At 41.5% G+C, this 24,610-nt stretch carries 26 protein-coding genes and 1 pseudogene; 16 read left to right on the forward strand and 11 right to left on the reverse strand.

All coding sequences use genetic code 11. From position 1 onward, the window contains the following. Positions 1 to 87 precede the first annotated feature (87 nt). The 4 genes from MSC25_RS04520 to MSC25_RS04535 form a co-directional block, all read right to left on the reverse strand. Complete coding sequence (locus MSC25_RS04520; RefSeq protein WP_004586100.1) at positions 88 to 324, reverse strand: calcium-binding protein; 237 nt, start codon at positions 322 to 324, stop codon at positions 88 to 90. 8 nt (positions 325 to 332) lie between these two features. Next, complete coding sequence (locus MSC25_RS04525) at positions 333 to 569, reverse strand: calcium dependent protein (RefSeq protein ID WP_024033183.1); 237 nt, start codon at positions 567 to 569, stop codon at positions 333 to 335. 289 nt (positions 570 to 858) lie between these two features. Then, on the reverse strand, positions 859 to 1,086 hold the full coding sequence (locus tag MSC25_RS04530; RefSeq protein ID WP_004586102.1) for a hypothetical protein: 228 nt from the start codon (positions 1,084 to 1,086) through the stop codon (positions 859 to 861). A 25-nt stretch (positions 1,087 to 1,111) separates the two neighbouring features. Then, positions 1,112 to 1,345, reverse strand: a complete 234-nt coding sequence (locus tag MSC25_RS04535) for an EF-hand domain-containing protein (RefSeq protein WP_248442763.1) — start codon at positions 1,343 to 1,345, stop codon at positions 1,112 to 1,114. A 301-nt stretch (positions 1,346 to 1,646) separates the two neighbouring features. Between MSC25_RS04535 and MSC25_RS04540 the strand changes: the two genes are divergently transcribed. From MSC25_RS04540 to MSC25_RS04555, 4 genes are read left to right on the forward strand one after another with little or no spacing between them, the layout of a single operon-like run. After that, a complete protein-coding gene (locus MSC25_RS04540) occupies positions 1,647 to 3,098 on the forward strand; it encodes a HAMP domain-containing sensor histidine kinase (RefSeq protein WP_248442764.1) in 1,452 nt (483 codons plus the stop codon). Between the two features lie 4 nt (positions 3,099 to 3,102). Beyond that, complete coding sequence (locus MSC25_RS04545; protein WP_029773902.1) at positions 3,103 to 3,624, forward strand: hypothetical protein; 522 nt, start codon at positions 3,103 to 3,105, stop codon at positions 3,622 to 3,624. Between the two features lie 2 nt (positions 3,625 to 3,626). Beyond that, complete coding sequence (locus MSC25_RS04550) at positions 3,627 to 4,976, forward strand: sigma 54-interacting transcriptional regulator (RefSeq protein ID WP_004586106.1); 1,350 nt, start codon at positions 3,627 to 3,629, stop codon at positions 4,974 to 4,976. 20 nt (positions 4,977 to 4,996) lie between these two features. Beyond that, on the forward strand, positions 4,997 to 5,497 hold the full coding sequence (locus MSC25_RS04555) for a DUF1543 domain-containing protein (protein WP_064385316.1): 501 nt from the start codon (positions 4,997 to 4,999) through the stop codon (positions 5,495 to 5,497). An 8-nt stretch (positions 5,498 to 5,505) separates the two neighbouring features. Here the strand turns inward: MSC25_RS04555 and MSC25_RS04560 are convergent, their stop codons facing one another. Further along, complete coding sequence (locus MSC25_RS04560) at positions 5,506 to 5,733, reverse strand: hypothetical protein (protein WP_004586108.1); 228 nt, start codon at positions 5,731 to 5,733, stop codon at positions 5,506 to 5,508. Positions 5,734 to 5,858: 125 nt separating this feature from the next. Here MSC25_RS04560 and MSC25_RS04565 point away from each other — a divergent pair, with 125 nt between their 5' ends. Next, positions 5,859 to 7,109 (forward strand): multifunctional CCA addition/repair protein, encoded by a 1,251-nt coding sequence (locus tag MSC25_RS04565; RefSeq protein ID WP_248442765.1) that lies wholly within the window; start codon positions 5,859 to 5,861, stop codon positions 7,107 to 7,109. 8 nt (positions 7,110 to 7,117) lie between these two features. Here MSC25_RS04565 and MSC25_RS04570 read toward each other — a convergent pair whose 3' ends face one another. From MSC25_RS04570 to pdsR, 3 genes are all read right to left on the reverse strand, one after another. Next, a complete protein-coding gene (locus MSC25_RS04570; protein ID WP_024033174.1) occupies positions 7,118 to 7,282 on the reverse strand; it encodes a hypothetical protein in 165 nt (54 codons plus the stop codon). A gap of 141 nt (positions 7,283 to 7,423) precedes the next feature. Then, entirely contained in the window at positions 7,424 to 9,559 is a 2,136-nt protein-coding gene (gene pdsS / locus MSC25_RS04575; protein WP_248442766.1) for a proteobacterial dedicated sortase system histidine kinase, read from the reverse strand. Beyond that, positions 9,559 to 10,248: a proteobacterial dedicated sortase system response regulator gene (gene pdsR, locus MSC25_RS04580; protein WP_054982760.1), complete on the reverse strand. Its 690-nt coding sequence runs from the start codon at positions 10,246 to 10,248 to the stop codon at positions 9,559 to 9,561. Before pdsR ends, pdsS begins: the two co-directional genes overlap by 1 nt. Before the next feature lie 200 nt (positions 10,249 to 10,448). On the opposite strand from pdsR, the pseudogene pdsO reads away from it, so the two are divergent. From pdsO to MSC25_RS04595, 3 genes and pseudogenes are all read left to right on the forward strand, one after another. Continuing rightward, positions 10,449 to 11,180, forward strand: a pseudogene (gene pdsO, locus MSC25_RS04585) (sortase-associated OmpA-like protein PdsO). Positions 11,181 to 11,226: 46 nt separating this feature from the next. Further along, positions 11,227 to 13,209: a marine proteobacterial sortase target protein gene (locus MSC25_RS04590; RefSeq protein ID WP_248442767.1), complete on the forward strand. Its 1,983-nt coding sequence runs from the start codon at positions 11,227 to 11,229 to the stop codon at positions 13,207 to 13,209. Beyond that, positions 13,206 to 13,805, forward strand: coding sequence for a class GN sortase (locus MSC25_RS04595; protein WP_248442768.1), 600 nt, complete (start codon positions 13,206 to 13,208; stop codon positions 13,803 to 13,805). Before MSC25_RS04590 ends, MSC25_RS04595 begins: the two co-directional genes overlap by 4 nt. Here MSC25_RS04595 and MSC25_RS04600 read toward each other — a convergent pair. Beyond that, positions 13,694 to 14,659, reverse strand: coding sequence for a DMT family transporter (locus tag MSC25_RS04600; RefSeq protein WP_248442769.1), 966 nt, complete (start codon positions 14,657 to 14,659; stop codon positions 13,694 to 13,696). The genes MSC25_RS04595 and MSC25_RS04600 overlap by 112 nt on opposite strands. Before the next feature lie 116 nt (positions 14,660 to 14,775). Between MSC25_RS04600 and proB the strand changes: the two genes are divergently transcribed. The 5 genes from proB (at position 14,776) to MSC25_RS04625 (ending at position 19,603) form a co-directional block, all read left to right on the forward strand. Then, positions 14,776 to 15,879 carry a glutamate 5-kinase gene (gene proB, locus MSC25_RS04605; RefSeq protein WP_024033166.1) on the forward strand — a complete coding sequence of 368 codons (1,104 nt, stop codon included), beginning with the start codon at positions 14,776 to 14,778 and terminating at the stop codon, positions 15,877 to 15,879. A 343-nt stretch (positions 15,880 to 16,222) separates the two neighbouring features. Next, positions 16,223 to 17,197: a GGDEF domain-containing protein gene (locus MSC25_RS04610; protein ID WP_248442770.1), complete on the forward strand. Its 975-nt coding sequence runs from the start codon at positions 16,223 to 16,225 to the stop codon at positions 17,195 to 17,197. A 55-nt stretch (positions 17,198 to 17,252) separates the two neighbouring features. After that, positions 17,253 to 17,612 (forward strand): glutaredoxin domain-containing protein, encoded by a 360-nt coding sequence (locus tag MSC25_RS04615; protein ID WP_004586118.1) that lies wholly within the window; start codon positions 17,253 to 17,255, stop codon positions 17,610 to 17,612. Between the two features lie 45 nt (positions 17,613 to 17,657). Further along, positions 17,658 to 19,142, forward strand: a complete 1,485-nt coding sequence (gene gltX / locus MSC25_RS04620) for a glutamate--tRNA ligase (protein WP_248442771.1) — start codon at positions 17,658 to 17,660, stop codon at positions 19,140 to 19,142. 161 nt (positions 19,143 to 19,303) lie between these two features. Continuing rightward, positions 19,304 to 19,603, forward strand: a complete 300-nt coding sequence (locus MSC25_RS04625) for a hypothetical protein (RefSeq protein ID WP_024033163.1) — start codon at positions 19,304 to 19,306, stop codon at positions 19,601 to 19,603. 4 nt (positions 19,604 to 19,607) lie between these two features. Here MSC25_RS04625 and MSC25_RS04630 read toward each other — a convergent pair whose 3' ends face one another. After that, a complete protein-coding gene (locus tag MSC25_RS04630; protein WP_029773896.1) occupies positions 19,608 to 20,000 on the reverse strand; it encodes a hypothetical protein in 393 nt (130 codons plus the stop codon). A 167-nt stretch (positions 20,001 to 20,167) separates the two neighbouring features. Here MSC25_RS04630 and MSC25_RS04635 point away from each other — a divergent pair, with 167 nt between their 5' ends. The 3 genes from MSC25_RS04635 to MSC25_RS04645 all read left to right on the forward strand — a co-directional run bounded on the left by MSC25_RS04635 (position 20,168) and on the right by MSC25_RS04645 (position 23,479). After that, positions 20,168 to 20,869 carry a DUF3581 domain-containing protein gene (locus MSC25_RS04635; protein ID WP_248442772.1) on the forward strand — a complete coding sequence of 234 codons (702 nt, stop codon included), beginning with the start codon at positions 20,168 to 20,170 and terminating at the stop codon, positions 20,867 to 20,869. A 326-nt stretch (positions 20,870 to 21,195) separates the two neighbouring features. Next, a complete protein-coding gene (locus MSC25_RS04640) occupies positions 21,196 to 22,446 on the forward strand; it encodes a DEAD/DEAH box helicase (RefSeq protein WP_248442773.1) in 1,251 nt (416 codons plus the stop codon). A 55-nt stretch (positions 22,447 to 22,501) separates the two neighbouring features. Then, entirely contained in the window at positions 22,502 to 23,479 is a 978-nt protein-coding gene (locus tag MSC25_RS04645) for a sensor domain-containing diguanylate cyclase (RefSeq protein WP_154945190.1), read from the forward strand. 77 nt (positions 23,480 to 23,556) lie between these two features. Here the strand turns inward: MSC25_RS04645 and MSC25_RS04650 are convergent, their stop codons facing one another. Then, the gene (locus MSC25_RS04650) at positions 23,557 to 24,513 is read right to left on the reverse strand and encodes a methylenetetrahydrofolate reductase (RefSeq protein ID WP_154945191.1); all 957 of its coding nucleotides are present in this window, start codon (positions 24,511 to 24,513) and stop codon (positions 23,557 to 23,559) included. Between the last annotated feature and the right edge of the window lie 97 nt (positions 24,514 to 24,610).

The raw sequence follows: 24,610 nt of genomic DNA on the forward strand, positions 1-24,610 counted from the left end.
CACTTTTAGAATACCAATATGTTGAGGTAGATAGCTTAAAAGCGTAAGGGCTGTTAAAAATTTAGCGCTTACGCTTATAAAAAAGAGTTACTTACTGGCGTATATGCCATATTCCGAAAGGGTAAGTCTGCCGTCTTTATCTTTATCATAGCTTGAAAAACGCGACCAAAGGGCGGGGTCAATGGCGGTTTCTGAACGGGTTAAAAAGCCATCGTGGTTACGGTCAAACTTTTCAAATTTATCGGCAACTTCTGTACTTTGGCCAAGGCTTACATCGCTAAAAAGGCCAAGCGCAACAAGCGCTAAATAGCTTACAGTCTTCATACTTATACTCAGTAAAGGTTATTGGTTAAATAGTCTTTAAACTCAAGAAGCGAGATTTGTTTGTCTTGGTTTTTATCCCAGCGAGTAAAGGTGCTGAGTAGCTGAGGCTGTGGCTCTAATTCGTCTTCTGTTAAGAAGCCGCTTTTATTGGCATCAAGGTGATCAAAACGTTGTTTAACATCTAACGCAACAGCATTAAAGCTGATCATAGTAATAGCGATAACACTAAAAAAAACACACTTCATGGTTTTCCTTCCAACATACAGTGTTTGTAGATTAATAAAAAAAGCACTTGCCATAATTTAACTTCCCAACATTAAATCCGTTTACACATTCCCTCAGGGATTATGGCAAATGCTTTTGAAACCTACCTTACTAGGTGAAAGCTTAAGTAAAACTTAATTAACTTCAGCTGTGGATAATAAATCTATTTTAAGCAGTCAGCTTTAGCGCTAACTGCTTAAAATTTCTAGCCAGAGAAAAAGACTTAAACATCGTTACTATTGAGTTTGTTATTAAAGCGCTTAATCACAATTAAGGTTTAAAATTTTGAAACTCTTCTTTAGAAATTTTCTTGTCTTGGTTTTCGTCTAAATCGGCAAATTGCCTCATTACTTCTTTATCTTGTTTGGCTTCTGCAAGCGATACTGCTCCATCCATATCTTTGTCTAAATGAGCAAAGCGAATGTTGACAGAAGAGGCTAAAGCCGTGGCGCTAATGGCTAAAAACATTAATGCAAATGCTGCGATAAGTTGTTTCATAATCATGTTCCCTAATTAAATGAATTTACTGAATAAACTTTTTGAATTCACTTAGCGACAACTGGCCATCTTGGTTAGTGTCTATTTGTGAAAAGTTTTCGTGTAGTACGGCATCTTCACCCGCTTCTGATTCGCTAAGTGTGCCGTTACTGTCTTTATCTAGCTCATTAAATGTAGCTTGAACGTCCATAGCTATTGCATCTGTGCCCATAAACCCAAAAGCCAGCATGGGTGAAATTACTAAAAAGCGGTTGTTCATTTAATTTCCTTATTGATTAAAGTTGCACTCACTATTACAAAAATGGTGCCAACTTAAATAAATGTTTAAAATCAATGGCTTGTATTTTTTATGGGGCACTGGTCGGAATTTTTTACTTAAATGTGTGTTATTTTTGCAACAGGCGGTAGGTGCTATTAGTCGTTAATATAGTTATCAATAACTTAGTGTGTTGCTAAATGGCAACAGGAGGATATATTGGGTTAAATATAGAAGTTGATTCAGCGAGAGTATAAGGTAAGTAACTAAAATAGGGCGCTTAAAATAATAAAAGGAAATGATAATGCCTGTAACGTTGGCTAACAAGTATCGTGCAATGCTTAATTGGCGGCCTAACTTAATAGGTCAGTTTATAATTAGTATGCTGCTGTCGTTACTGCCGCTTAGTTTGGTGGTTATTGTTTTTTTAAATGCGTTAAACAAACAGCTCGCTGTTACCCAGCTTATTGTCAGTAATAATTACCAAGTTACTAAGTCGTTTAATTTTTTAAAGCAAGAGCTTAATAGCCTAGAGCGGGCAACGCGACAAAACTGGGTGTTAAAAAGCGAGTCGCTCGACACGTTAATAAACGAAAAATGGCAATCCTCCTTACAAACAATCGACACGCTCAGCCAAGCCAGTGCCACACAGCAATACACTATGCAGTGGCGCCGCTTAGCAACAACATTGCGTAGTACTCATCAAGCTTTAATTGAAAATAACCAACAAGATGCTGCATTGTTTGTGCCTATTAGCGATTTAGTGGCTGAGCTTACGGTGTGGTTGCGCGATACGAATGCAGCACAAATTCAAAACAACCAAAGTGAATTAAGTACTTTACAAAGCTCGTTTATTAACTGGTTAGTGGCGCTTATTCCGCTTACTTTACTAGTGGGCGGGGGGTTTTTATGGCGCATAAGTAAGCGCTTAAAAGGGCTTACGTCGGTAATAGATAAACTAGGACAAGGCCACTGGCAGCAAAAAATTGCAGTGCAAGGCTCAAGTGAGCTGGTGGAATTAGGCGAAAAACTACAGTGGGTGCAAGAGCAGCTACATATGCTTGAGCAACAAAAAGATACCTTTTTACGCCATGTAACCCACGAGCTTAAAACGCCGTTGGCTTCAATGGTCGAGGGCACCGATTTACTTAGCGATGAAATAGTCGGCCCCATTACAAAAGAGCAGCAAGCCGTACTTGAGCTTATTAGCCAATCTATGGTGCGTTTGCGCACTATGATTGACAGCCTACTTAGTTATAACGCTATCAGAACCAGTAAAGACAGCGTTAGCGAAGTCGAATTTGGCAATTTAATAAATAAAATAAACAGCCATTTTGAGCACCGCTTAACGGCTAAGCAGCAACGCTTAAATTGGCACAACAGCATAACAAAACAGCCACTTGCATTACCCGCAGAGCTGATAGAAATGACCCTCATTCAGCTCATTTCTAATGCGTTAAAATTTTCAAATACAGGGCAAAGTGTTGATGTAACCTTAGCACTTGAGCAAAAGCTATTAATAATGCAAGTGCGCGACGAAGGCTGTGGTATTAAAGAGCAAGAAAAAACCCAGATATTCAGCGCATTTTACCAAGGCAAGCATAATAAAGATGTTACGCTGCAAGGCAGTGGCTTAGGTTTAACCATAGTAAAAGAGTCGGTTGAGCAGTTACAAGGCCAGCTTAGTGTTGAGCATAACCAGCCCCAAGGCTGCTTATTTACAATAAAAATACCTTTAATTAATCAAGGAGTTTAATAGCATGCGTACGCGTTTAATAGCTATTTTATGTGTGCTCAGTAGTACGGTTGTTTTAGCTGGGTGTGAAACAAATAACACACAAACAGCAGCAGTGTCGCAGGAGGTTGAGCCTGCAAAAAATGCGGTGCCAAATCCTAAAAAGCGCCCTAAAAGTGACCCCGTTTACCCCAGCGCAGAACGTGTTGTTGCATGGCATGCTAATCAATGTGGCGGTTTTAAAGTAAAGCCAAGCCTACATACTTATTTAGGTGAAAAAGAGCTAAAACGTTTTTTTAAATTCATGTGTGTTAACACCTCAAGTGCGCCAGAGGAGGTAATGACACGATTACAAAAACTCGATTTAGCCTACTTTTGGCCTGAGCCAATAAAACAATATTTATGGCTTCAAAAGCAACATGTTACTCGGCAAATAAATGCCCTAAAAGAGCAGCAGGCGTTAAATGATAAAATGCAGCAAACGTTATCGTCTTTAGCCACCATAGAGCAGCAGCTGTTACTACGCGAAGACACTAAGGAGCAGTAATTATGGCAACACACACACCACAAGGTGCAAAAGTATTACTCGTTGATGACGATGCAAGTTTACTTAAATTACTCGCACTAAGAATCGAGTCTAAAGGGTATGAAGTAACAACCTGCGAAAGCGGCATACTTGCATTACAAATTCTTAAAAACCAAGTGTTTGATGCAGTTATAACAGACCTGCGTATGGACGAAATGGACGGCATGGCCTTACATCGCCAATTACAAAGCCGCTACCCAGCACTGCCGGTTATAATGATGACAGCGCATGGCTCTATACCCGATGCGGTGGAGGCGACAAAACAAGGCATTTTTGCGTTTATTACAAAACCGGTAGATAAAGACGAGCTGTTTGACAGCCTAGCCAAAGCCATTGAAATACATGGCGTAAACGCAGAAGAATCGCCCCAAAAAAGCAATATAGTAACGCGCAGTGGCGCTATGTTACACCTCCTTGAGCAAGTAAAATTACTGGGGCCAACCCAAGTAAATGTACTTATTTCAGGCGCCAGCGGCACAGGTAAGGAGCTGCTGGCTCAGGCGATTCATCAACACAGCCATGTAAGTGAAGGGCCTTTTGTGGCCATTAACTGTGGCGCAGTGCCTGGGGAGCTTTTAGAGTCAGAATTATTTGGCCATAAAAAAGGCGCATTTACAGGGGCGGTGAAAGATCACCAAGGTTTATTCCAGCAAGCTCAAGGCGGCACCTTATTTTTAGATGAAATTGGCGATATGCCGCTTAATTTACAAGTTAAGTTACTGCGTGTACTGCAAGAAAAAACCATACGCCCGGTGGGCTTTCAAGAAGAAATTCCTATTGATGTGCGTATTGTATCGGCCACTCACAAAAATTTACCCGATGCGATTAGCAATCAACAATTTAGGGAAGATTTATACTACCGCCTAAATGTTGTTAATTTAAAATTACCGCCGCTGTGTGAGCGCCGAGAAGACATAAGCCTGCTCGCCCAGCACTTTAGCGCAAGTATTGCTAAACGTATGAACCAAAAAGAAAAGCGCTTTGCAAACGATGCCATGCATGCGCTGGTACGTTACGACTGGCCTGGGAATATTCGCCAGTTACAAAATGTTGTAGAGCAAGTGGTCGCATTGAGCGCCAGCGAGGTAATTTCTGCGCACTTAGTGTTAAACGCACTTAACTCAAACCAAGCCAGTGCAGAGCCGCTTTCTCTAAATGATGCCAAAAAAGAGTTTGAGCGCGATTATGTAATAAACACCCTCAAAATGGCCGGCGGTAACGTAGCCGAAGGCGCAAAGCTTGCCAAACGTAATCGTTCGGATTTTTATAAGTTAATAAAAAAACACAATATTGATGTCGATAATTTAGTGTAATTTAAGAGTAAGGTTATTAAATGCAGTTATTTATGGTGTATCTGGGCGGGCGAATTCAAGGCTGCCACATAGAAATGCACGATATTCGCTTTGTCGTAGGGCAAAGCATTGAGCAAACTTATTCAAAGCTAAAAAGCCAATGGGTGGGCGATAAAAACAATGTGCATATGGACAGCTACATGGCAATTAACCATATCGACGGTTATAAAGTAGAAGTCGTTGATACCTACGTTGAGCAAAATAAGCAGCTGTACTTTGTTAATTTAGGCGCTTACAGAAGCGACTCTATGGCTGAGCAACACGACTTTGCATTGTATGTTGCCAGTAGCGCAGCAGAGGCCAAGGAGCGCGCTAAAAGCGACTTGCTTGCAGGCCTTAGCCATATTCATAAAGATGATTTACATGATGTAGATGACTGTTTTGCTATAGACCTGCTCGACAGCCAACTAAATATTAAGCTTACGCCAAGTGGGCATGCTCAACCAATAAAACCAGATTGGTTTGGCTATTATATTCTTTAATAGTAAAATTAAGAGTCTTGCTCGCTTTGCTCATTGGCTTCGCTTTTAGCTGCCATTTTAAATGCCACAATAACTAGGCCAAACATCGCAAAGGGCAGCGCTGCCAACATGTATTCAACCATGTTGCTATCTTGAAAGTTAGCCTGTAGTAAAAAGTGACCCGCCACGCACATTACAATAACCACAAGTAATATAGGCAGTAGCATAAGTTCTTTTTTTGATGAATGATTTTTCATTGCATGTAAGGCTATGGCTTAAAATAAAGCGCTATTGTAATGAGCTTATTTAAGCTTGGCAAACTATGGTGATTTTAATGGTATGATCGACATCAAATAACCACCCAGTGTGATTAGGATAAACAGTGAAACACAACCTTAAGCAAGTTTACCTTGTTGGTGGCGCGGTACGCGACCAGCTACTTAATATAGCATCAAAAGATAACGACTATGTTGTTATAGGCGAAACACCCCAAACTATGGAGTCGCTTGGTTTTGTGCCTATAGGAAGTGATTTTCCGGTTTATTTACACCCAAAAACAAAAGAAGAATACGCCTTGGGTCGCACCGAGCGAAAAAGCGGTAAAGGCTATACCGGCTTTGTGGTAGATGCCAGCCCTAATGTCACCCTTGAAGAAGATTTAGCACGGCGCGATTTAACCATAAACTCAATGGCACTTGATAAAAACGGCACCGTTATTGACCCTTTCAATGGCCAAAGCGATTTACACAATAAAATACTGCGCCACACCACAGAAGCCTTTGTAGAGGACCCGGTAAGGGTATTACGCATAGCGCGTTTTTTAGCACGCTACGGAAGTGAATGGCGTATTCACCCAAGTACTTATGCATTAATGCGCGAGCTTAAAAACAAAGGTGAGCTTAATCATTTAGTGCCCGAGCGCGTATGGCTCGAAACCGAAAAAGCGCTGGGTGAAAAACACCCTGAACTGTATTTTCAAGCATTACATGGCTTAGGTATTTTCCCTGAAATAGAGAGTATGCAAGGGGTGCCGCAACCTGCAAACCACCACCCTGAAGGCGATGTATTCGTTCATACTATGTTGGTACTTAGGCGCGCTGCCGATTTAAATTTTAATTTAGAAACACGATTTGCGGCACTCACTCATGATTTTGGTAAGGCCCTGAGCTTTAAAAAACGCGGTAATTTACGCGGCCATGAACGCGAAGGGGTAGCCGTAGTAGAAAAGTTTTGTGAGCGTTTAAAAGTGCCTAATCGTTTTCGCGATATTGGCGTACTCACCAGCGATAATCACACCTTATGTCATACGCTGGAGCAATTAAGGCCACAAACGATTCATAAATTAATTGTTACTAATTTAAATGCTTTAGTGCACCCAGAGCGATTTATTGCGTTTACCCAAGCATGCCAATGTGATGCGCAAGGGCGCGGAGAAACGCTCGTAAATAAGCCCTATCCGCAAGGGGCTAAGCTGCGTGCAATTTTTAATGAATTACAAAAAATGGATAAAAAACAGGTAGTGCAAACTGCACTTAAAAATGGCAAAAAAGGCCCAGAAATAGGCGAAGAGGTAAAGCTGGCAGAAATAAACTGCATCAAAGCATTTTTACAAAACGAGCAAGCAACGCAATAGGTAATACCCTAGCTGAGGTATTCAGACACGCCTTCGTTTTTAACTTGTTCTGGCTGTCGTAAGTTTTTATATGTAGAGGTGGCAGGCTCTGAAGGCAAGCTAGGTGCTTGCTCTTGGGGCCTGTATAGATCAAAAATAAATTCGATCTCTTCACGCTCAAGTGGGTTGTTCATGATCTATTCTCCTTAATTAGCGTTCAGGGTATGGCCGTTTGACTGAATTAAAAGTGAATAGTTACATTTTAAGTTGTAGTAAATTGTAATCGATGTGCAAAAAATAAGGGCGACTCAGTAGGGCGCCACTTTATGCACAGCCTAGCTTTGTAAAGGCAGGGTTACTTTAAACACCACGCCATTACCGCACTCGTTGTTTTGCGCAGTGACACTGCCTTTATGGTAATCACACACCAGCCTTACAATATAAAGCCCCAAGCCTAAGTGCGGTTGTTGCTGCATTTGCTGGCTACGCACCGACACCATAGAATCAAAAATATGCTCAGTTAGCCCTTCAGGCAGGGCGGGGCCTGTATTACTCACTGTTAATATTGCTTTATTTTCGTTCTGCTTAAGACCTACATTAATAGCTGTATTTGCTTCACTAAATTCCAGCGCATTATTAATAAGCTTATCAAGTAGCTGAGCTATAAATTCGGGAGCACCTTGCATAGGTAAAGGGCTTTGGCATACATCAAGCTCAAATAACTGCTCAGGGTAAGTAAGCTGGTAGCCTTGCATACAGCCATTAATTACTTTTTGTAAATCAAACGGCTCGCTCTCGTTGCTTTGAATGCTTTGCTCAAGGCGCGTGGCTTCGCTCATGGTGGTTATTATTTTACCTAAGCGCTCAACCCCTTCACTTGCTCGCTCTAGGTATTTTTGGCTAAGCTCATTTTGCTCCAAGCTTTGTAGGTTTTCTAAAGAAGAGCGAACCACAGCCACCGGTGTACGTAGCTCATGAGATAACCGCGATGACATATTTTCTAAATAATTAGTGTACCCACCTAAGCGGCCAACTATATTGGCAAAACTTCGTGAAAGGTCGCCTATTTCATCGTTTGAGTCGCTGTAATTAATACTGCCGGTAATACGCCCTTGGGCATCAATGGCTTGCTCTGCGGTGTCGCGCAGTCGCCTAATGCGGCTCGAAATACGCGAGGCAAAAAAGAACAACGTAACGGTGCCAATTAGCATCACCGCTAAAATAACGTTAAAAAGCTTTTCCAACGATTTATTACGCAGGGTGCGTACACCGTTAGTGGTTTCCTCGGCGATTACTGCGCCAATCACTTTATCTTCTATCCAAATAGGGTATGCCGCCGATAAAATAACGGCTTTACTGTCGGGCGTTAACCGCCAAGACGACGCTGGTTGCCCCTTCAGTGCCTTAGCTAAATGCGTGCCTTGCATAGAGGCAACATCGTGCAGGGTATCTAAAAATTCGTTTTCGGGGCGAGTCAAAATTTTATAATAAAGTGGGTGCAAATACGTTTGCTCAAAGCGTTGCCAGGCATTTTTAGGCGGCTGGTTTTTAAGACCGTCGGCCCATACGCCATCGGCATTTTGAATTGTGCCCGACTGCGCTAATACACGATGATGATTATCAACCACCCAAATACGGCTACCACTGTGACCCATACCTTTTAAAATTCGGTTAATTTCTGGTGAGGGCACCAATACCGAGCCTAAATCGCTTGGGTTATTTAAATTAGAGGTCGACATTGTTTTAAAATCGAGCGGCGCTTTTTTTGTGTCAATATCGACCACGGCAAAGCCTAGCTTGTTACCAAGCATATTTATAGGAAAGCGCAGCTCTACGTTATATCCCGATTCAGTGCGTATAAAATAGCCCTGAATTTTTGTAAACGGTGTTTTGGTATTAGCATCAAACGCATTTACCCAGCCATCTTGGCGTGGGGCAATAATGTACGTATTAAAATCTCCGTCGGGGCTTTTTAGGCCAATTATTAAATGGTCGTTATTAGTAATGCTTAAACTATTTTTAGCACGATATACAAGGTGATCGTCAGTTACTTTAAACACGGCATATAAATAGTTATCAAACTTGCCAACCATATGATCAAACGATAAATCCTCAGCTTTATGCTCCTTGTCTGCTTTTTGTAAATAGCGTTTATCGTAATGCCAAAAGAGTGGTTGATAGCTTTGCCAGTCGCTCAGTTTGCCATCGAGTTGAATGGCATTTTTAAGATTGTACGCATATAAGTCGCGCCCTTTTACTACCTGGTCTAAAAAGTTGGTTTGCTCATCAAAAAGTGCTGGGCGTTCATGCAGGGCGGTGGCGAGCGCGCGAGTGGTGCCTACGAGGGTTTTTTCTTGGCCTTGGCGTAAAAACTTTTCCATTTCCCACACGTACTCGTAGCCAAGCCAAGGCAGTAAAAACAAAAAACACGACAGTAATATAAATTTACTGCGCAGGCCAAATCGTAACATTAGCGTTGTTCCCACCTGTAGCCCATGCCGTACACCGTATCTATGCAGTCAAAGTTGTTATCAAGGGCGATAAACTTTTTACGAATGCGTTTTACATGCGAAGTGATAGTGCTGTCGTCTACGTAAATTTTTGCATCGCTCATTAAATCGTTACGGCTTTTTACATGGCCTGGGCGCTGCGCAAGTGAGTGCAACATCCAAAATTCGGTCACGGTTAAATCAACCAATTGCTGCTGCCAAAATACTTGCATGCGCTGGGTGTCGAGCGTTAACTGGCCGCGTGTAATTAATGCATTAGCATCGGCGGGTTGCTCAAGCGCTTCCATGCGTCTAAATAGCGCGCCTATTCTGGCAGCCAAGTGGGCTAAGCTAATATCTTTTGTTAGGTAGTCATCGGCGCCCATACGCAGGCCACACACGGTATCTATTTCACTATCGCGGGCGGTTAAAAAAATAATAGGCAGTGTTTTAGAAAGCGTACGCAAGGTTTGGCAAAGCAAAAAACCGCCGTCTATTTCGTGGCCTAAACCAATATCAACAATGGCTAAATCGGGTAGGGCGTCTTTAAATGCAATCTCTGCGCTGACGCGATCAGCAAAACCACTTACCTGGTAACCTTGGGCGCTAAGCATTTCAATATAGTTTTCGCGGATGGCGGTTTCATCTTCAATGATGGCTATTTTTTTCATTCTACTCACCCTTATTTATTTTAAAACGCACTATATCGAAGTTTTTCAGTTATGTACGCTTAAAAAGGCAATTGCCATTTTTTTGCCACAATTGCTCAGCGGTTTGCCATTTTTGCTCCCCTTTGTTGCCACTTGCAGCTGTTTTAATACAACCATCAAAACAAAACATCACAAATTAAAACAAGTTTAAGGATTACATTATGAAGAAGACATTAATAGCATTAACGCTAGTAGCCACAGTGTGTACACCTGCATTTGCAGCAGCCGCTAACACCCCTTCTAAAGAAGCACATAAAGAAACCGCCATTGGCTTAGGTACAGGCGCTATTATTGGTGGTGTCGTTGGTGGGCCAATTGGTGCTTTTATTGGCGCATTTGCCGGGGGCTTAATTGGTGATTCAAAAGTAGCCGATGACAAAATTGCCCAGTAGCAGAGGGCAATAACAGTGATGCAGCAAAAAACCAGCGACTACCAACAGGTACTTAATCAAAACAATAGGCTAGAGCAGCAGTTAGATGTACTGACTAATCAAAATGAGCAGTTAACACAATCACAAATAAATAACTTACTTGCCATGACAGTACAATTTAAAACAGGCTCAAGTGCTATTGCCCCGCACTTTGCTACGCAGTTAGACCAGCTTGTGGTGCTGTTAAAAAATCAGCCGCAACTAGCATTAGATTTAAGTGGCTTTGCCGATCAGCGCGGTGATGAGCAAGCGAATCTTTTATTGTCTAAAAAACGTGTAAACGCAGTGCAAAGTTACCTTATAAAGCACGGCATTAGCCATACACGTTTAAGTGCGCAGGCATTTGGCGAGCAACAAACATTAGCGCGCAGCAATACCGTAGAAGATAACTTTTTTGATCGACGCGTAACACTTACTACCCGCTCAATAAACCCAGTAAATGGCCAAACGGCAAGTAACTAAAGCCACTTTTATTTGAGTAAAGTTAAGCGTTCGATGGAGTGATTTTATGTTGAGTAACCCAACCAAAATGCTTACTAAAGTAAGCATTTTTATTTTCTTAGTGGCTGTGCTTATGGTTAGTTTTAATAGCCGTGCACAATCGCCCAAGCTTGAACTTTTTGACAGCAGCGGCGCATCTGTCGCGCCGGCAATTATATTAAAAAGCGATGCTAACATGACCCTAACCGGGCTGATAAATCACGTGGTTGTTAAGCAAACTTATCAAAACGATAATCCGTTTGCGGTAAATGCGCGTTATGTGTTTCCGCTACCTGATGAAAGCGCCGTACATGCGATGACGATGCGCATAGGTGAGCGAGTCATAAAAGGCCAAATAGATAAAAAAGTAGAGGCCGAAAAAAAGTATCAGGCAGCTAAAAATGCAGGCAAGCAAGCCGCCCTTGTACGCCAGCAGCGCGCTAATATGTTTATTACTAACGTGGCAAATATAGGCCCTGGCGAGCAAATTGTGATAGAGCTTGAATACCAAGAGATTATTGATTACAGCAATGGCACATTTGCTATTCGCTTCCCAAGTACTATTACGCCGCGCTATCACACAATAAGCGCAAATATTGAAGCTGAGCAAACTAGCCTAACTCATGCTCCTCAGGGGTGGTTAAGCCCTGTGTATAGCAAAACGCAGCACAGCGAGGCGCCAAGCAGCCAATTTAGTTTAAATATTGATATAGATGTAGGCTTAGAGCTTGTAGATATAACGTCTAAATTTCATCGTGTTGAAGTACAAAACCCGGCTTTTGGGCAATATACGGTTGCTTTAAATGAGCAAACGGGGGCTAATCGCGACTTTGTACTTGAGTTTAAACCGCTGCAAAAAGAAAGCGCACAAGCAGCATTTTTTACCCAGCAGTTTGAAAACGGCGACCGGTACGGGCTTGCTATGCTAATGCCGCCAGCAGATCACTTTACACAAACGCAGCGCCTACCTCGCGAAATGGTGTTTGTTGTAGATACCTCAGGCTCTATGCACGGGCAATCTATGGAGCAAGCTAAAAAGGCTCTGTTTTATGCGCTGTCTTTGCTTGATAGTGACGACAGCTTTAACATTATTGGCTTTGATAACGTAGTTACCCCCATGAGCGATAAACCCCTTATTGCTAGTGACTTTAACTTACGCCGCGCTGAGCGCTTTATTTATAGCCTAGAGGCCGATGGCGGTACCGAAATACAAGGTGCGCTTGATGCGGTACTTGATGGCAGCAGTTTTGAAGGCTTTGTACGCCAAGTGGTGTTTTTAACGGATGGCAGTGTAAGTAACGAAGATGCCTTATTTAAAAATATTCAGCGTAAATTGGGTGATAGCCGCTTATTTACTGTAGGCATTGGCAGTGCACCCAATAGCTTTTTTATGCGCCGCGCAGCTGATATAGGTAAAGGGTCATTTACGTTTATTGGCAGCACAAATGAGGTGCAGCCTAAAATGAAGCAGTTATTTGATAAGCTTGCTCATCCCGCTATCACTAATTTAGCACTGCGCGATGAAAGCACTCACAGTTTAGATTTTTGGCCATCACCTTTGCCTGATTTATATTTTGGCGAGCCAATAATGGTGGCTATAAAACTAAATGATACAAATCAAATTACGCTTAGTGGGCAAACCGCTCAAGGCCCTTTAAATATAAAACTAAGCGCACAAAATAGCGCCAACGCAAAAGGGATTGATAAGCTGTGGGCGCGCCAAAAAATTAAATCGTTGCTTTTGTATAATGACCGTCAGTCAGTTAAAAATGAGGTGCAGGGGCTTGCGCTCACACATCAACTACTGAGCCCGTTTACTGCTTTTATAGCTATTGAACACACTCAAATTAACGAGCCTGCAAAGCAAACGGCACTGGCTAAGAACGCAGCGCCACAAGGACTGGCTATGCGTTTACCACAAACCGATGGGCAAAGCCGACTGTACATATTGCTGGGCTGCATTGTATTACTTGGCTATGGCGCGTTTAAAATAAACCGAGGGCTTAAATGAAAAAGTGGCTAAGTGCGGGCTTATTAATCGCTGGGCTGGGGCTGTTTTCTCATGGTGCTTATATGCAAGCTAAGGCATGGCTTGCCCAAGTATTAATAGAGCAGGCCTGGCAAGAGGCACTTATTACGCCACACGCTCGCGTTAAACCGTGGTTTTACGCCGACAGCTTTGTAACCGCGCAGCTTAACTGGCCCGAGCATAATAAAGTGCTTAGCGTTTTAGCTGGGGCAAGTGGTCGTAATTTAGCATTTGCACCAAGCCACTTTTTACCAGGGGCAAAGCTTGGAGATAAACATGGCGGTGCGTTAATAGCGGGTCACAACGATACCCACTTTGCATTTTTAAAACACACCAAAGTGGGTGAAACGTTTACGCTGCAGCTGCAAAGTGGCGTAATACAGCATTATAAAGTGAAGGGGATTGAGGTAATTCATCAATCCCAGCAGGCGTTTTTACAAACCCCAGGGCTTTATTTATTAACCTGTTACCCTTTTGACTCGCTGGCATCAGGTACTGATTTAAGATGGCTTGTATCGGCTGAGTTGATAGGGTCATCGCCAGCGTCATTAAGCGGTATGTCTACCACCAGCTCTTGATGTCGTTGGCTTATCAGCACCCCTGCAAAAACAACAAATATACTCACCCATTGCCAAAAATCGAGTACTTCACCCAAAATAATGGCCGATAAAATAAGCGTAAAAATAGGAATTAAATTTGAATAAGCCGCAGCCGTTAATACCGACACTTTGCCAATTGCATAGTTATACATACCATAGCCACCTAAGGTGACAAACGAGCCTAAATACAAAATGCTCATAAGGGCGGTTAGGTCATGCTGGTTTTCGCTTGGTAAGTCGATAAAAAATAAAAACGGTGCAAAAAACACACTGCCGCTTATGCCTTGTAAAGCAATTAGCGTTAACGGCGAGTAGCGATTGGCTAAGTGCTTAATGCTAATGGTGTAAAACGCCGCGCATACCATGGCCATAAGCTCTAAAAAGTTACCCAATAATGGATTAGGGGCCTGATCGGTATTTGGTGAAAGCAAAGTAAGTAAAATACTGCCGCCAATACACAGGGTAAACCCAATCACAATGGCTTTACTTATATACTCTTTAAGCATAAAAAACGCCATCAACGCCACAATAATAGGCAAACACGAAACAATAACTCCCGCCTGAGAGGCCGAGGTGTATTCCATTGCGTGGCCTTCAAATAAAAAGTACAAGCATGGCTCTGCGAGCGACATACCTAATAAGTACTTCCAATCGCCTTTTAAATACTCAAACCTAATTACATAACGCCATAAACACAGCGATAAAACTAAGGTGGTTAGCATGCGTAAAAATATAACTAATGCAGGGTCGTAAACGGCAATAGCATACTTAAGTGCAATAAAGGAGCTACCCCATAAAAAGGTGGCAATAATTAGGCATAAACTGGCTGGCATAAATGAAATTTTATCAAATTAAATTAACGCCGATCCTAGCATGAATAATTTTAACTTGTTCAAAAATACCGAGCTGGTATAAGTTTATTTATCTTTCATTTTAATAGTAAATAATAATGCGTAGGGAACAGGTAATTGTTGTTAAGCTTGGTACAAGTGTACTGACCGGCGGCACCGATAAGTTAGATAAAGCCCATATGGTTGAGCTGGTTCGCCAATGTAGCGAACTTAAAAAGCAAGGCCACCAAGTTATATTAGTATCAAGTGGCGCGGTTGCTGCGGGTCGCGAACAACTTATTAAACCCTGTGGCCGCGGCCTAATAGATAAACAAATGTTGGCAGCCGTAGGGCAAGGCCAGCTTATACATATTTGGCAAAGCTTATTTGCCTTGTATGGCATAAACGTAGGGCAAATGCTGCTTACCCGTGCCGACGTAGATGACCGCGAACGCTATTTAAATGCGCGCGATACCTTAAATGCGTTATTAAGCCACGATGTTGTGCCTATTATTAATGAAAACGACGCGGTAGCAACCGCTGAAATAAAAGTAGGCGATAACGATAATTTATCGGCGCTGGTGGCTATTTTAGCTAATGCCAACAAGCTATTACTGCTTACCGATCAAGAAGGTTTATTTACCAGCGATCCGCGCACAAATACCGATGCAAAACTGATTGACGAAGTCACTCATATAAACGATGAGTTACGCCAACTGGCTGGTGGTAGCGGTACAAGTTTAGGTACCGGCGGTATGGCCACAAAACTACAAGCCGCCGACGTAGCAAGGCGCGCAGGGGTAGAGGTTATTATTGCAAAAGGCGCTGGCAACAACGTTATTTTAAAATGCATGAGTGAGCAATTACCCGGTACGCGGTTTTTAAAACTTACTGCGCCAAAAGATGGCCGTAAAAAATGGCTAATGGCTGGGCCTAAAAGTACCGGCCAAATTATGATTGATAAAGGGGCTATTTCGGCGCTACAAAACAAAGGGGCAAGCCTGCTGGCAAAAGGCATAACCAATGCGTTTGGCCGTTTTGAGCGGGGCGACTTAATAGATTTAATAGACGCCAATAACCAAGTTATTGCACGAGGGTTAACACGTTTTAACCAAGTTGAAGTAAATAAAATTAAAGGCGCTCACTCAGAGCAAATAGGCGAGCTACTCGACTTTGATAGTGGCGCTGTGGTGCTACACAGAGACGACTTAGTTTTGCTTTAGCTTTTTAAATAGCGCGTGTTGCGGCCGTATATTCGGTATTTAAGCAAGGCAGAGCCTATGTTGTGTTTAGAATAACTGGTTGTATAAAAACATAAATACAAAACATAAATACAAAGCATAGGCTGTTTTAGGCTCTGCTGTATGTAAGTTATTAAATAACAGCGCAGTAGTTATTGAGCTCACTAAGTTACAAAGCTCGCGCTGCGAATTAATAACGCTTAGCTAAAACAAACTTTAATCCACATAGCTCAATGCGACCTAATTCAAAAGTATTGGTTAATTAATTAGCAAAGTTGATGATTTTGTCTAAACTGATTGAAGTTAAAACAGTTTAGGCAAACTAATGAAGGCAAACAATTGCGGGCACGAATGGATAATCAGTCTAACTCAGCAAGAAGAAGAAAGTGATTTAGATGCATCATTAGTGCAGATTATTGGCGACCTACTCGAAGTTGAAAATTTTGCTATTTATATTAATAAGCACTTTAGTGCGCAATTACCGCCTACGCTTATAAACACCCACACCCGCCTTGAAGTATTAGAGTCTAACGAAGCCTTAGCGCTGCTTAATAAAGTAACCCAAAACAAAATAAGAGTAAGCCGTGCCTTAGGTGTAGTAACTACGTATGTGCCGGTGTATTACTTTGGTAAAGTAATTGGCATATTACTAATAGAAACCACAAAAGAGTTAGCGCAAACCACCACAATGCTCGCCGTGCATATTTTAAATATTTATGCCAACCAGCTAGGGCTATTACATAAATCGCGGTTAGACCCTTTAACCGAGCTTTTAAATAGACAAACCTTTGATAAAAAAGTGATCGAAATTGTCTCAGGCAAAGGTTTTTTATTACCCCTTGATGATACCAACGAAAAGCGACGATGGTATTTAGCCATTGCAGATATCGATCACTTTAAACGCGTAAACGACAGCTACGGCCATGTAATAGGCGATGAAGTTATTTTACTTGTGGCGCGGTTGTTAAAAAATAACTTTAGGCTAGAAGACTACGTATTTAGGTATGGTGGCGAAGAGTTTGCGGTGTTATTTCAAACCAAAACCGAGGCACAAGCACATATAGCACTTAACCGTTTACGCTCAAATATTGCTGAGTATCCTTTTCCGCAAGTTGGGCAGCTTACAATAAGTATTGGCTTTTTAGAGCTGGCAAGTATTGATACTGTATCTAGTATCGTAAACCAAGCAGATATGGCGCTGTATCATTCTAAAAATAGCGGCCGTAATAAAGTGACTGCTTATAGCGAGCTTGATGTAAATGAAGAAGTGACCACCGATAATAGTATTGAGCTTTTTTGATTGTAAATTTGTGCTAAAATCTGGCTCCTTAAATTGTTGTAGGCAGGCACAAAACATGAAATTCGTTCGTTGGTTTTTAGGTTGTATAATTTTATTCTTTAATTTTGTATTTACTCCTCGCAGTAAAAAGCGTGCAAGCGATGTGCAAGCGCAGCTTGATCAGCAAACCTCACAATTTAAACTTTATCAATTTAAAGCATGCCCGTTTTGCGTAAAAGTACGCCGTGCAATTAAGCGCGAAGGCTTAAAAATAGAAACGCGTGATGCAAAAAATAATCAACAATTTCGTCAAGAGCTGTTAGAGCAAGGCGGCAAAATTAAAGTGCCATGCCTTCGTATAGAAAAAAATGGCCAAGTAGAGTGGCTATACGAATCTAACGATATTATTGCTTACTTAAACAAAGTAGCGGCTTAAACGACCCCCTTAATTTTTATCTCACTTATTAAAAGAGACATTATCATGACAATCCGTACTCGTGTTGCCCCATCTCCAACAGGTGACCCGCATCTTGGCACCGCTTATATTGCTTTATTTAACTACTGTTTTGCTAAACAACAAGGCGGCGAGTTTGTGCTTCGTATTGAAGATACAGACCAAGTTCGTAGCACGCCAGAGTCAGAACAAGCGATTATGGATAGCTTACGTTGGTTAGGTCTTGAGTGGGATCATGGCCCTGACGTAGGTGGCGAATTTGGCCCTTACCGTCAATCAGAGCGCAGCGATTTATACAAAAAATACGCACACCAATTAGTTGAGCAAGGTAAAGCATTTTACTGTTTTGCAACCAGCGAAGAGCTTGACCAAATGCGTGAAGAGCAAATGGCAGAAGGTCTGCGCCCGAAATACGACGGCCGTGGCTTAAACCTCACCGAAGATGAAATTAAAGCAAACCTAGCCGCAGGCAAGCCTTACGTTATACGTATGAAAATACCAAGCGAAGGCACTTTTAAATTTAACGACTACCTACGCGACGAAATTGAGATCCCGTGGGAAAACGTAGACATGCAAGTGCTATTAAAAGCCGATGGTTTCCCTACGTACTTTTTAGCAAACGTAGTGGATGACCACCACATGCAAATAAGCCATATTTTCCGTGGCGAAGAGTGGATTAACTCAGCACCTAAACTATTAAAACTTTACGAAGATTTAGGTTGGGAAGCACCTGTGCTAGGGCATTTACCACTACTGCGTAATCCTGATAAATCAAAGCTTTCTAAGCGTAAAAACCCAACTTCTATTAATTACTATAAAGAAATGGGTTACCTACCAGAGGCCGTGCTTAACTACTTAGGCCGTATGGGTTGGTCAATGCCAGATGAGCGTGAAAAATTCACTCTTAACGAGATGATTGAACACTTCGATATGAAGCGTGTATCACTTGGTGGCCCAGTATTTGATGTTGATAAGCTAAGCTGGTTAAACGGCATGTGGATCCGCGAAAACCTAACAGATGAAGAGCTTGTACAGCGCTTTGTTGATTGGAAGTTTAATGGCAAAATGCTAGCTAAAGTATTACCAGAAGCTAAAACGCGTATTAATACACTTTCGGACATGGTTGATTTAGCAGGGCATTTTGTAGGCGGTATTCCAACTTACGACCCAGCACTGTTAACGGCGGGCAAAGCTGACGAAAACGTAATACGCCAAGCGCTACAGTTTTTTGTATGGCAGCTTGAAGGTTTACGTAGTTTTGATAAGCCAGCTATTTTTGCCATTGCAAAAGAAGTTGCTACATTCCACGAGCTTAAAATTAAAGACTTTTTAGAGCCAATATTTGTAGCAATTACGGGTAAAACGTCTTCAACGTCAGTACTTGATGCAATGGAAATTTTAGGCTCAGACTTATCACGTGCGCGTTTACGTGTAGCGCTTGCTCATTTAGGCATTTCTAAAAAGCAGGCTAAAAATATTGAGCGTGCGTACCGCACATACCCAAGTGCATAATCTTTAGTCATACTTTATAAAAAGCCGAGCTTATTAATTAAGCTCGGCTTTTTTGTTTCAGGCTGTTTGGCTATATGTCATCGCGTTTTGATATTGTTTAGCGCAAGCCGTGGCGCTTTAGCAAATGCTACAATGCTGTATGTAAATTAAAAGGAGGCAGTATGATTGCACCTGTAAAAAACAAAGCTTTATTTAGCAGTAATGCCTTTTCAATAAACCTAGTTACTTACCCTACACATCACAGTGTGATGAACCATATAGATCCAGTACAGCAAGGGCGCTACTACAAACTTAATTTTGTACTAGTAAAACCTAAAGCTGGTGGGGTTTTTAAATGCTCAAAATGCATTATTAATTGGTTTAACCGCGTGTATTTATTTAGACCCGACAAGTACGAGCATAGCGTATCTAAAATTGAGTCGGGAAAGCGCGTACTACTTAGCTTTGCGCTTAATATATAATTTATTAATAGTCGTAGGCCTGTCCGCTGCATAAAACAGACAGGTCACAATACGATACAGAGATTTCGCTACAAGAATTTATAGTAAAGGCATTACCGCCTCTGCGCATTGCATCTGCTTTAAGTAAATCTATAGCATTTGATTTTAAGCGATTGTAGCTTATATTATTGTCGCCTCTACCGTCGCCATTGCAGCTTTCGCCTTCAATTCGGCCTAAAAGTGTGGCGCCACTTTCGTGTGCTTCTTGGTCGCTATAAAACTGTTGTAAATCTCGTTTTTTAACGTACGTACCAATTTCCTCAGATAAAACATCGTTATCTATATCGGTATGAAAAGTCACGCTAGAACATCCAGCCAAAGTAGTGAGTACGCTTATTACTGCAAAAACACGTAACATAATAATTAGTCCCTTATTTAGTTTGGTACCTAAATTACTAACTAAAACAGGTGTGTGCAACATTTACTCTTAAGTTAATTGTATGAATTTGTAAGTGATTCGACCTCTCTTTAAATTTTTTCTGGTAGTATGGGCAGGTTATAAGCAGTTTAAGCAGTGAACAATCTATGTTAAGTCCTTACTTTCAGCAGCATGCTGATTATGTTTCTATCTCTCGTGAGCAAGGGTGTCGTTTCGCAAAGTGCGTTGCCGATGATTACAACCCACTTCATGACAAAGATGCCAAAAAGTTTTGCGCGCCAGGAGACTTACTTTTTTCTTTAGTGTTAGACCGCTACGGTATAAGTGAGCGAATGGAATTTACCTTTGCCGGTATGGTTGACGAAAACACCAAACTTAACTTCCCAGAAGGGGATGATGAGTTTGCTGTAACCAACGGCGACAAAGTAATTTTAAAGGTAAAACGCGAAGGTAAAACCAGCAAATGCCCAACACTTACAAATAGCTTAATAAAAAACTATGTTGAGTTTTCTGGTGCTGCATTTCCGCACGTAATTATTCCGCTAATGGGTAAGCAAGATGTAATGATTAACCCAGCGCGCCCTATGGTTATTTACGAGTCGATGATCATTAACCTTGATAACATTAATATTCAAACGGCAACCCTTGAGTTTGCTGAGCCAAGTTTTGAGTACACGGGTAAGCGCGGCAAAATTACCTTGCGCTTTAATTTACTAGAAAACGGCGAAAAAGTGGGTTTTGGTGAAAAGCACATGGTGGTGTCGGGCATTCGTGAATACTGCCAAGCAACGGTTGATGACTTAATCGCGTTTTATAATGAGCGAAAAGCCACCTTAAAACCGGTTTAAAACGTTATTAAATTATAATACCAATCCGCAATAATACTTAATCATTTTTAGGGGCTAAAAGTGTTGCTATCTGCGTTAAAAAATTCTCATTTAGAACAACTAAATAGCGAATTTTTTGCCTAGCTATCAACACGTTTATCTGTCCTCAAAATAGATCACTTAATTAAGCGGATTGGTATAAAAAGGGCGCTAAATACATTGTTATTTAGCGCCTTTTTTATTGGTTAGCGAATGCAGCTAGGCTGAATACTTTTCTGGGCTGGTTAATTTACGCAGTACCGTAATATGCGTACAATAGCGCTCTTTGTTATTTTAAAGCTAAGCCTATGTCTGCCACATCGTTCTCATCTCTTAAACTCGATTCGTTATTACTAACCGCAATTGAGCAAAATAATTACACCACGCCTACCGCAATTCAGGTTAAAACTATTCCGCACATATTAGCGGGCAGCGATGTAATGGGCAGCGCGCAAACAGGCACAGGTAAAACAGCCGCCTTTGTATTACCACTACTACATAAGCTTTTAAATACACCAAAAAAAGATGAGCCAGGCATAGCCCGAGTGGTTATTTTAACGCCCACGCGTGAGCTTGCTCAGCAAGTGTTTGCAAGCTTTGAAAAATACGCCCAAGGCACAAATATTCAAGGCGCTTTAGCGTATGGCGGTGCAAGTATTGGCCCGCAAATTAAAGCGCTTAAAACGGCGCAAGTGATAGTCGCAACGCCTGGGCGTTTACTTGATCATATCGTTAAAGGCAGTGTGGTGCTTTCAAGTGTTGATTCGTTAGTATTTGATGAAGCCGACCGCATGCTGGATATGGGCTTTATTGATGAAATAAAACGTATTTTGCGCCACACTCCAGGCGATCGCCAAACCTTATTGTTCTCAGCCACATTCGATGACAGCGTGTTTGAGCTGAGTAAAAAGCTACTTAAAAGCCCCGAGCTAATTGAAGTTGATAAACGCAACTCTGCTGCTGTAGAGGTTGAACAAGTTATTTACGCAGTAGATGAAGAGCGAAAGCGCGAGCTTGTATCACACATGATTGGCATGAAAAACTGGCGCCAAGTACTTATATTTACACGCACAAAACAAATGGCCGATAAACTTGCCAAAGAAATGTGTAAAGACGGCTTAAAAACCGAGTCTATCCATGGCGATAAATCACAAGGTGCACGCGACCGTGCATTACAAAACTTTAAAGAAGGCACAACGCGGGTTTTAGTTGCCACCGATGTAGCTGCCCGCGGTTTAGATATTCCAGCGCTTAAATATGTAATAAACTTTGAGCTACCTTACATAGCTGAAGATTACGTGCACCGAATTGGCCGTACGGGGCGCGCTGGCGAGCAAGGCCTTGCCATGTCACTGGTAAGTATTGACGAGCAGTGGTTACTGGAAGAAATTGAAGTACTACTGGATACCCGCTTAGCACCACAATGGCTAGAAGGTTACGAGCCTGATTTAAACAAGCCCCCTAAAGATAACCGTAAAAACACCAACAAAGCGCGTAAAGATCGCGATAAAAAGCGCATTACCGGGCAAAGAGCACCAAGTAAACGCCGCAGAAAGTAGCCTTAAACATATTTATTTGGCTATACTAAGGCCACTAAATAGCTGAGGTATAGTTATGTTTGAAACAGATCAATGGGCGTTTTCTGGTGTCGATGGCCAAATATCATTACATAAATGGCAAAAAACCATTGATCTTATTACGGGGCTTTTTTCGGCCCCCTCTGGTTATATAGTTCAAGCTACTAGTAAAGGTTATCGTGTAGTTATTAGAGCTAATGAAGGTGGCTCACACTTTGAAACCAACCCTATACTCCCTCCCGAAACTCCCTTATTTTGTAAATATGTAGCCGAAAACAACAACACTTTGTATGTTAGCGATACTCGCAGCGATACGCAGTGGAATACCATGCCCGAGGTTATTGAAGACGGCGTTGAATCCTACCTTGGCTTGCCAATTCACTGGCCTGAAGGTGAAGTATTTGGCACCTTGTGTTTAAAAGATTCAAAAAAAACCAGTTATACCGATGAATATTTTGAGCTAATAGAGCAGCTTCGTGATTTAATTGAAGACGATTTAGCCCTTATTTATAGCTTTGAGCAAATGCGCGAAATAGCCATGCTCGACCCGCTTACCAATATTTATAATCGCCGTGCACTTAGCTTACTTGCCCAACACAAACTTAATTTAGCGCTGCGTTTAGGTTTTGATGTGTGTTGCTTGTTTATTGATGTAAACGACTTTAAAAAACTAAACGACACTTATGGCCATGAAATAGGCGATCAAGCGTTAATCCTCTTAGCAAATACCTTAAAAACACATTTAAGAGAGGCTGATATAGTAGGGCGTTTAGGCGGCGATGAATTTGTAGCTGTGATGCAAATTAGTGATAGAAGTAAGCTTAGCCATATTATTGATAAAATAAAAATTGAGTATAAAAACGCACTATTAGAAAACAACGTGTGCGCGCTGACACTTAGCATAGGCGAAAGTTTTACTAATAAACAAAAGCAACCTTTTGATACGTTATTAAATTTGGCCGATCACCAAATGTATAAAAATAAACAAGCGTACAAATTGGCTAAAAAAGCATAATAATAAAAGTAATACACTTAAACATAGCAACAAAAAAGCAAGCCATTAGGCTTGCTATAAACGGTGTGAATTAGGCGTTAAGCGATTTGTTTTTCGGCTAGGTTTAATTCCATAATGGCTTTTAATAAACGGTATAAGTTTATTGATGCGTCAATTTCTTCTTTACGGTTTGTTAAGCTTTCAATATTTAAGCCCAGTGGCACATCTAGGTGCGCACAGTTTTTGAGTATTAGGTCGAGATTTTCTCGGCAAATACGTACAGATTCACTTAAGGTATTGTCTGCATCGAGCATGCGCCATTTAGTGGCCTCTGGCACTGAGATACCCAACCATTGCATAAACTCTAAGGTTTTATCGCCACCGCACGGCGTAAACGTTAAAATAATCCGTTTTGGTGTAATACCTTGTGCTTTACAGGTACGCGCGTAACTTGTGATTAGCTCTATAGTTGCTTGCGCGTCGTAAACCGCTTGCGATATAAAAAACTGACAACCTTGTGCTGTTTTTTCTATAAGGCGCTCGTGCTCATTTCGCTTACTTGAATGTCGCTCAGCAATGGTAACGCCCCCTAAAAAGAAGTCATCACTTTGCTCTGCAAGCGTTTTATAGGCATCGGGCAAGCTTAGTTTTATATCACCTACCGATGAGGGGCTACCCACTAAAACGACATTTTTTAAATCGTAGTCGTTTTTAGTTTCATCCAACCAGCCTTTAAACTCCTCTACACCACGTTGTGCCACACTTTTGTAAGTAATGACATCTGGAGCAGATAAATTACGTAGTAAGTGGCTGTATTCACGTGGGTCTACAGTTTGTTTAAACGGAAATGGTCGTGCTTTATCTGTACGGCTACTTTCATCTTGAATGTCGTAAATTATCACGCCGTCGTATTCAATTTCGTGTAAGCGAGCAAGTAGTTTTTCTGCAATGATTTTTAGTTGCGCTTTATCAGTACCAATTTTAGGTGGAGTAGTACCAATAAGATAAACACCTTGATTGGTGTCTTCTATTTTTTCTTGTAGTGATAAAGCCATAATCCTCATTCCAGCTTAGTCCAATGTATGTAATTTAATATAGCAGCCATTTAGACGTCTAGATAGATTTATTTAGTGAAAGTTTTTCAATCAACTT

The organism is Pseudoalteromonas sp. 1CM17D, from assembly GCF_023161805.1.
Classification (GTDB): Bacteria; Pseudomonadota; Gammaproteobacteria; order Enterobacterales; family Alteromonadaceae; genus Pseudoalteromonas; species Pseudoalteromonas atlantica.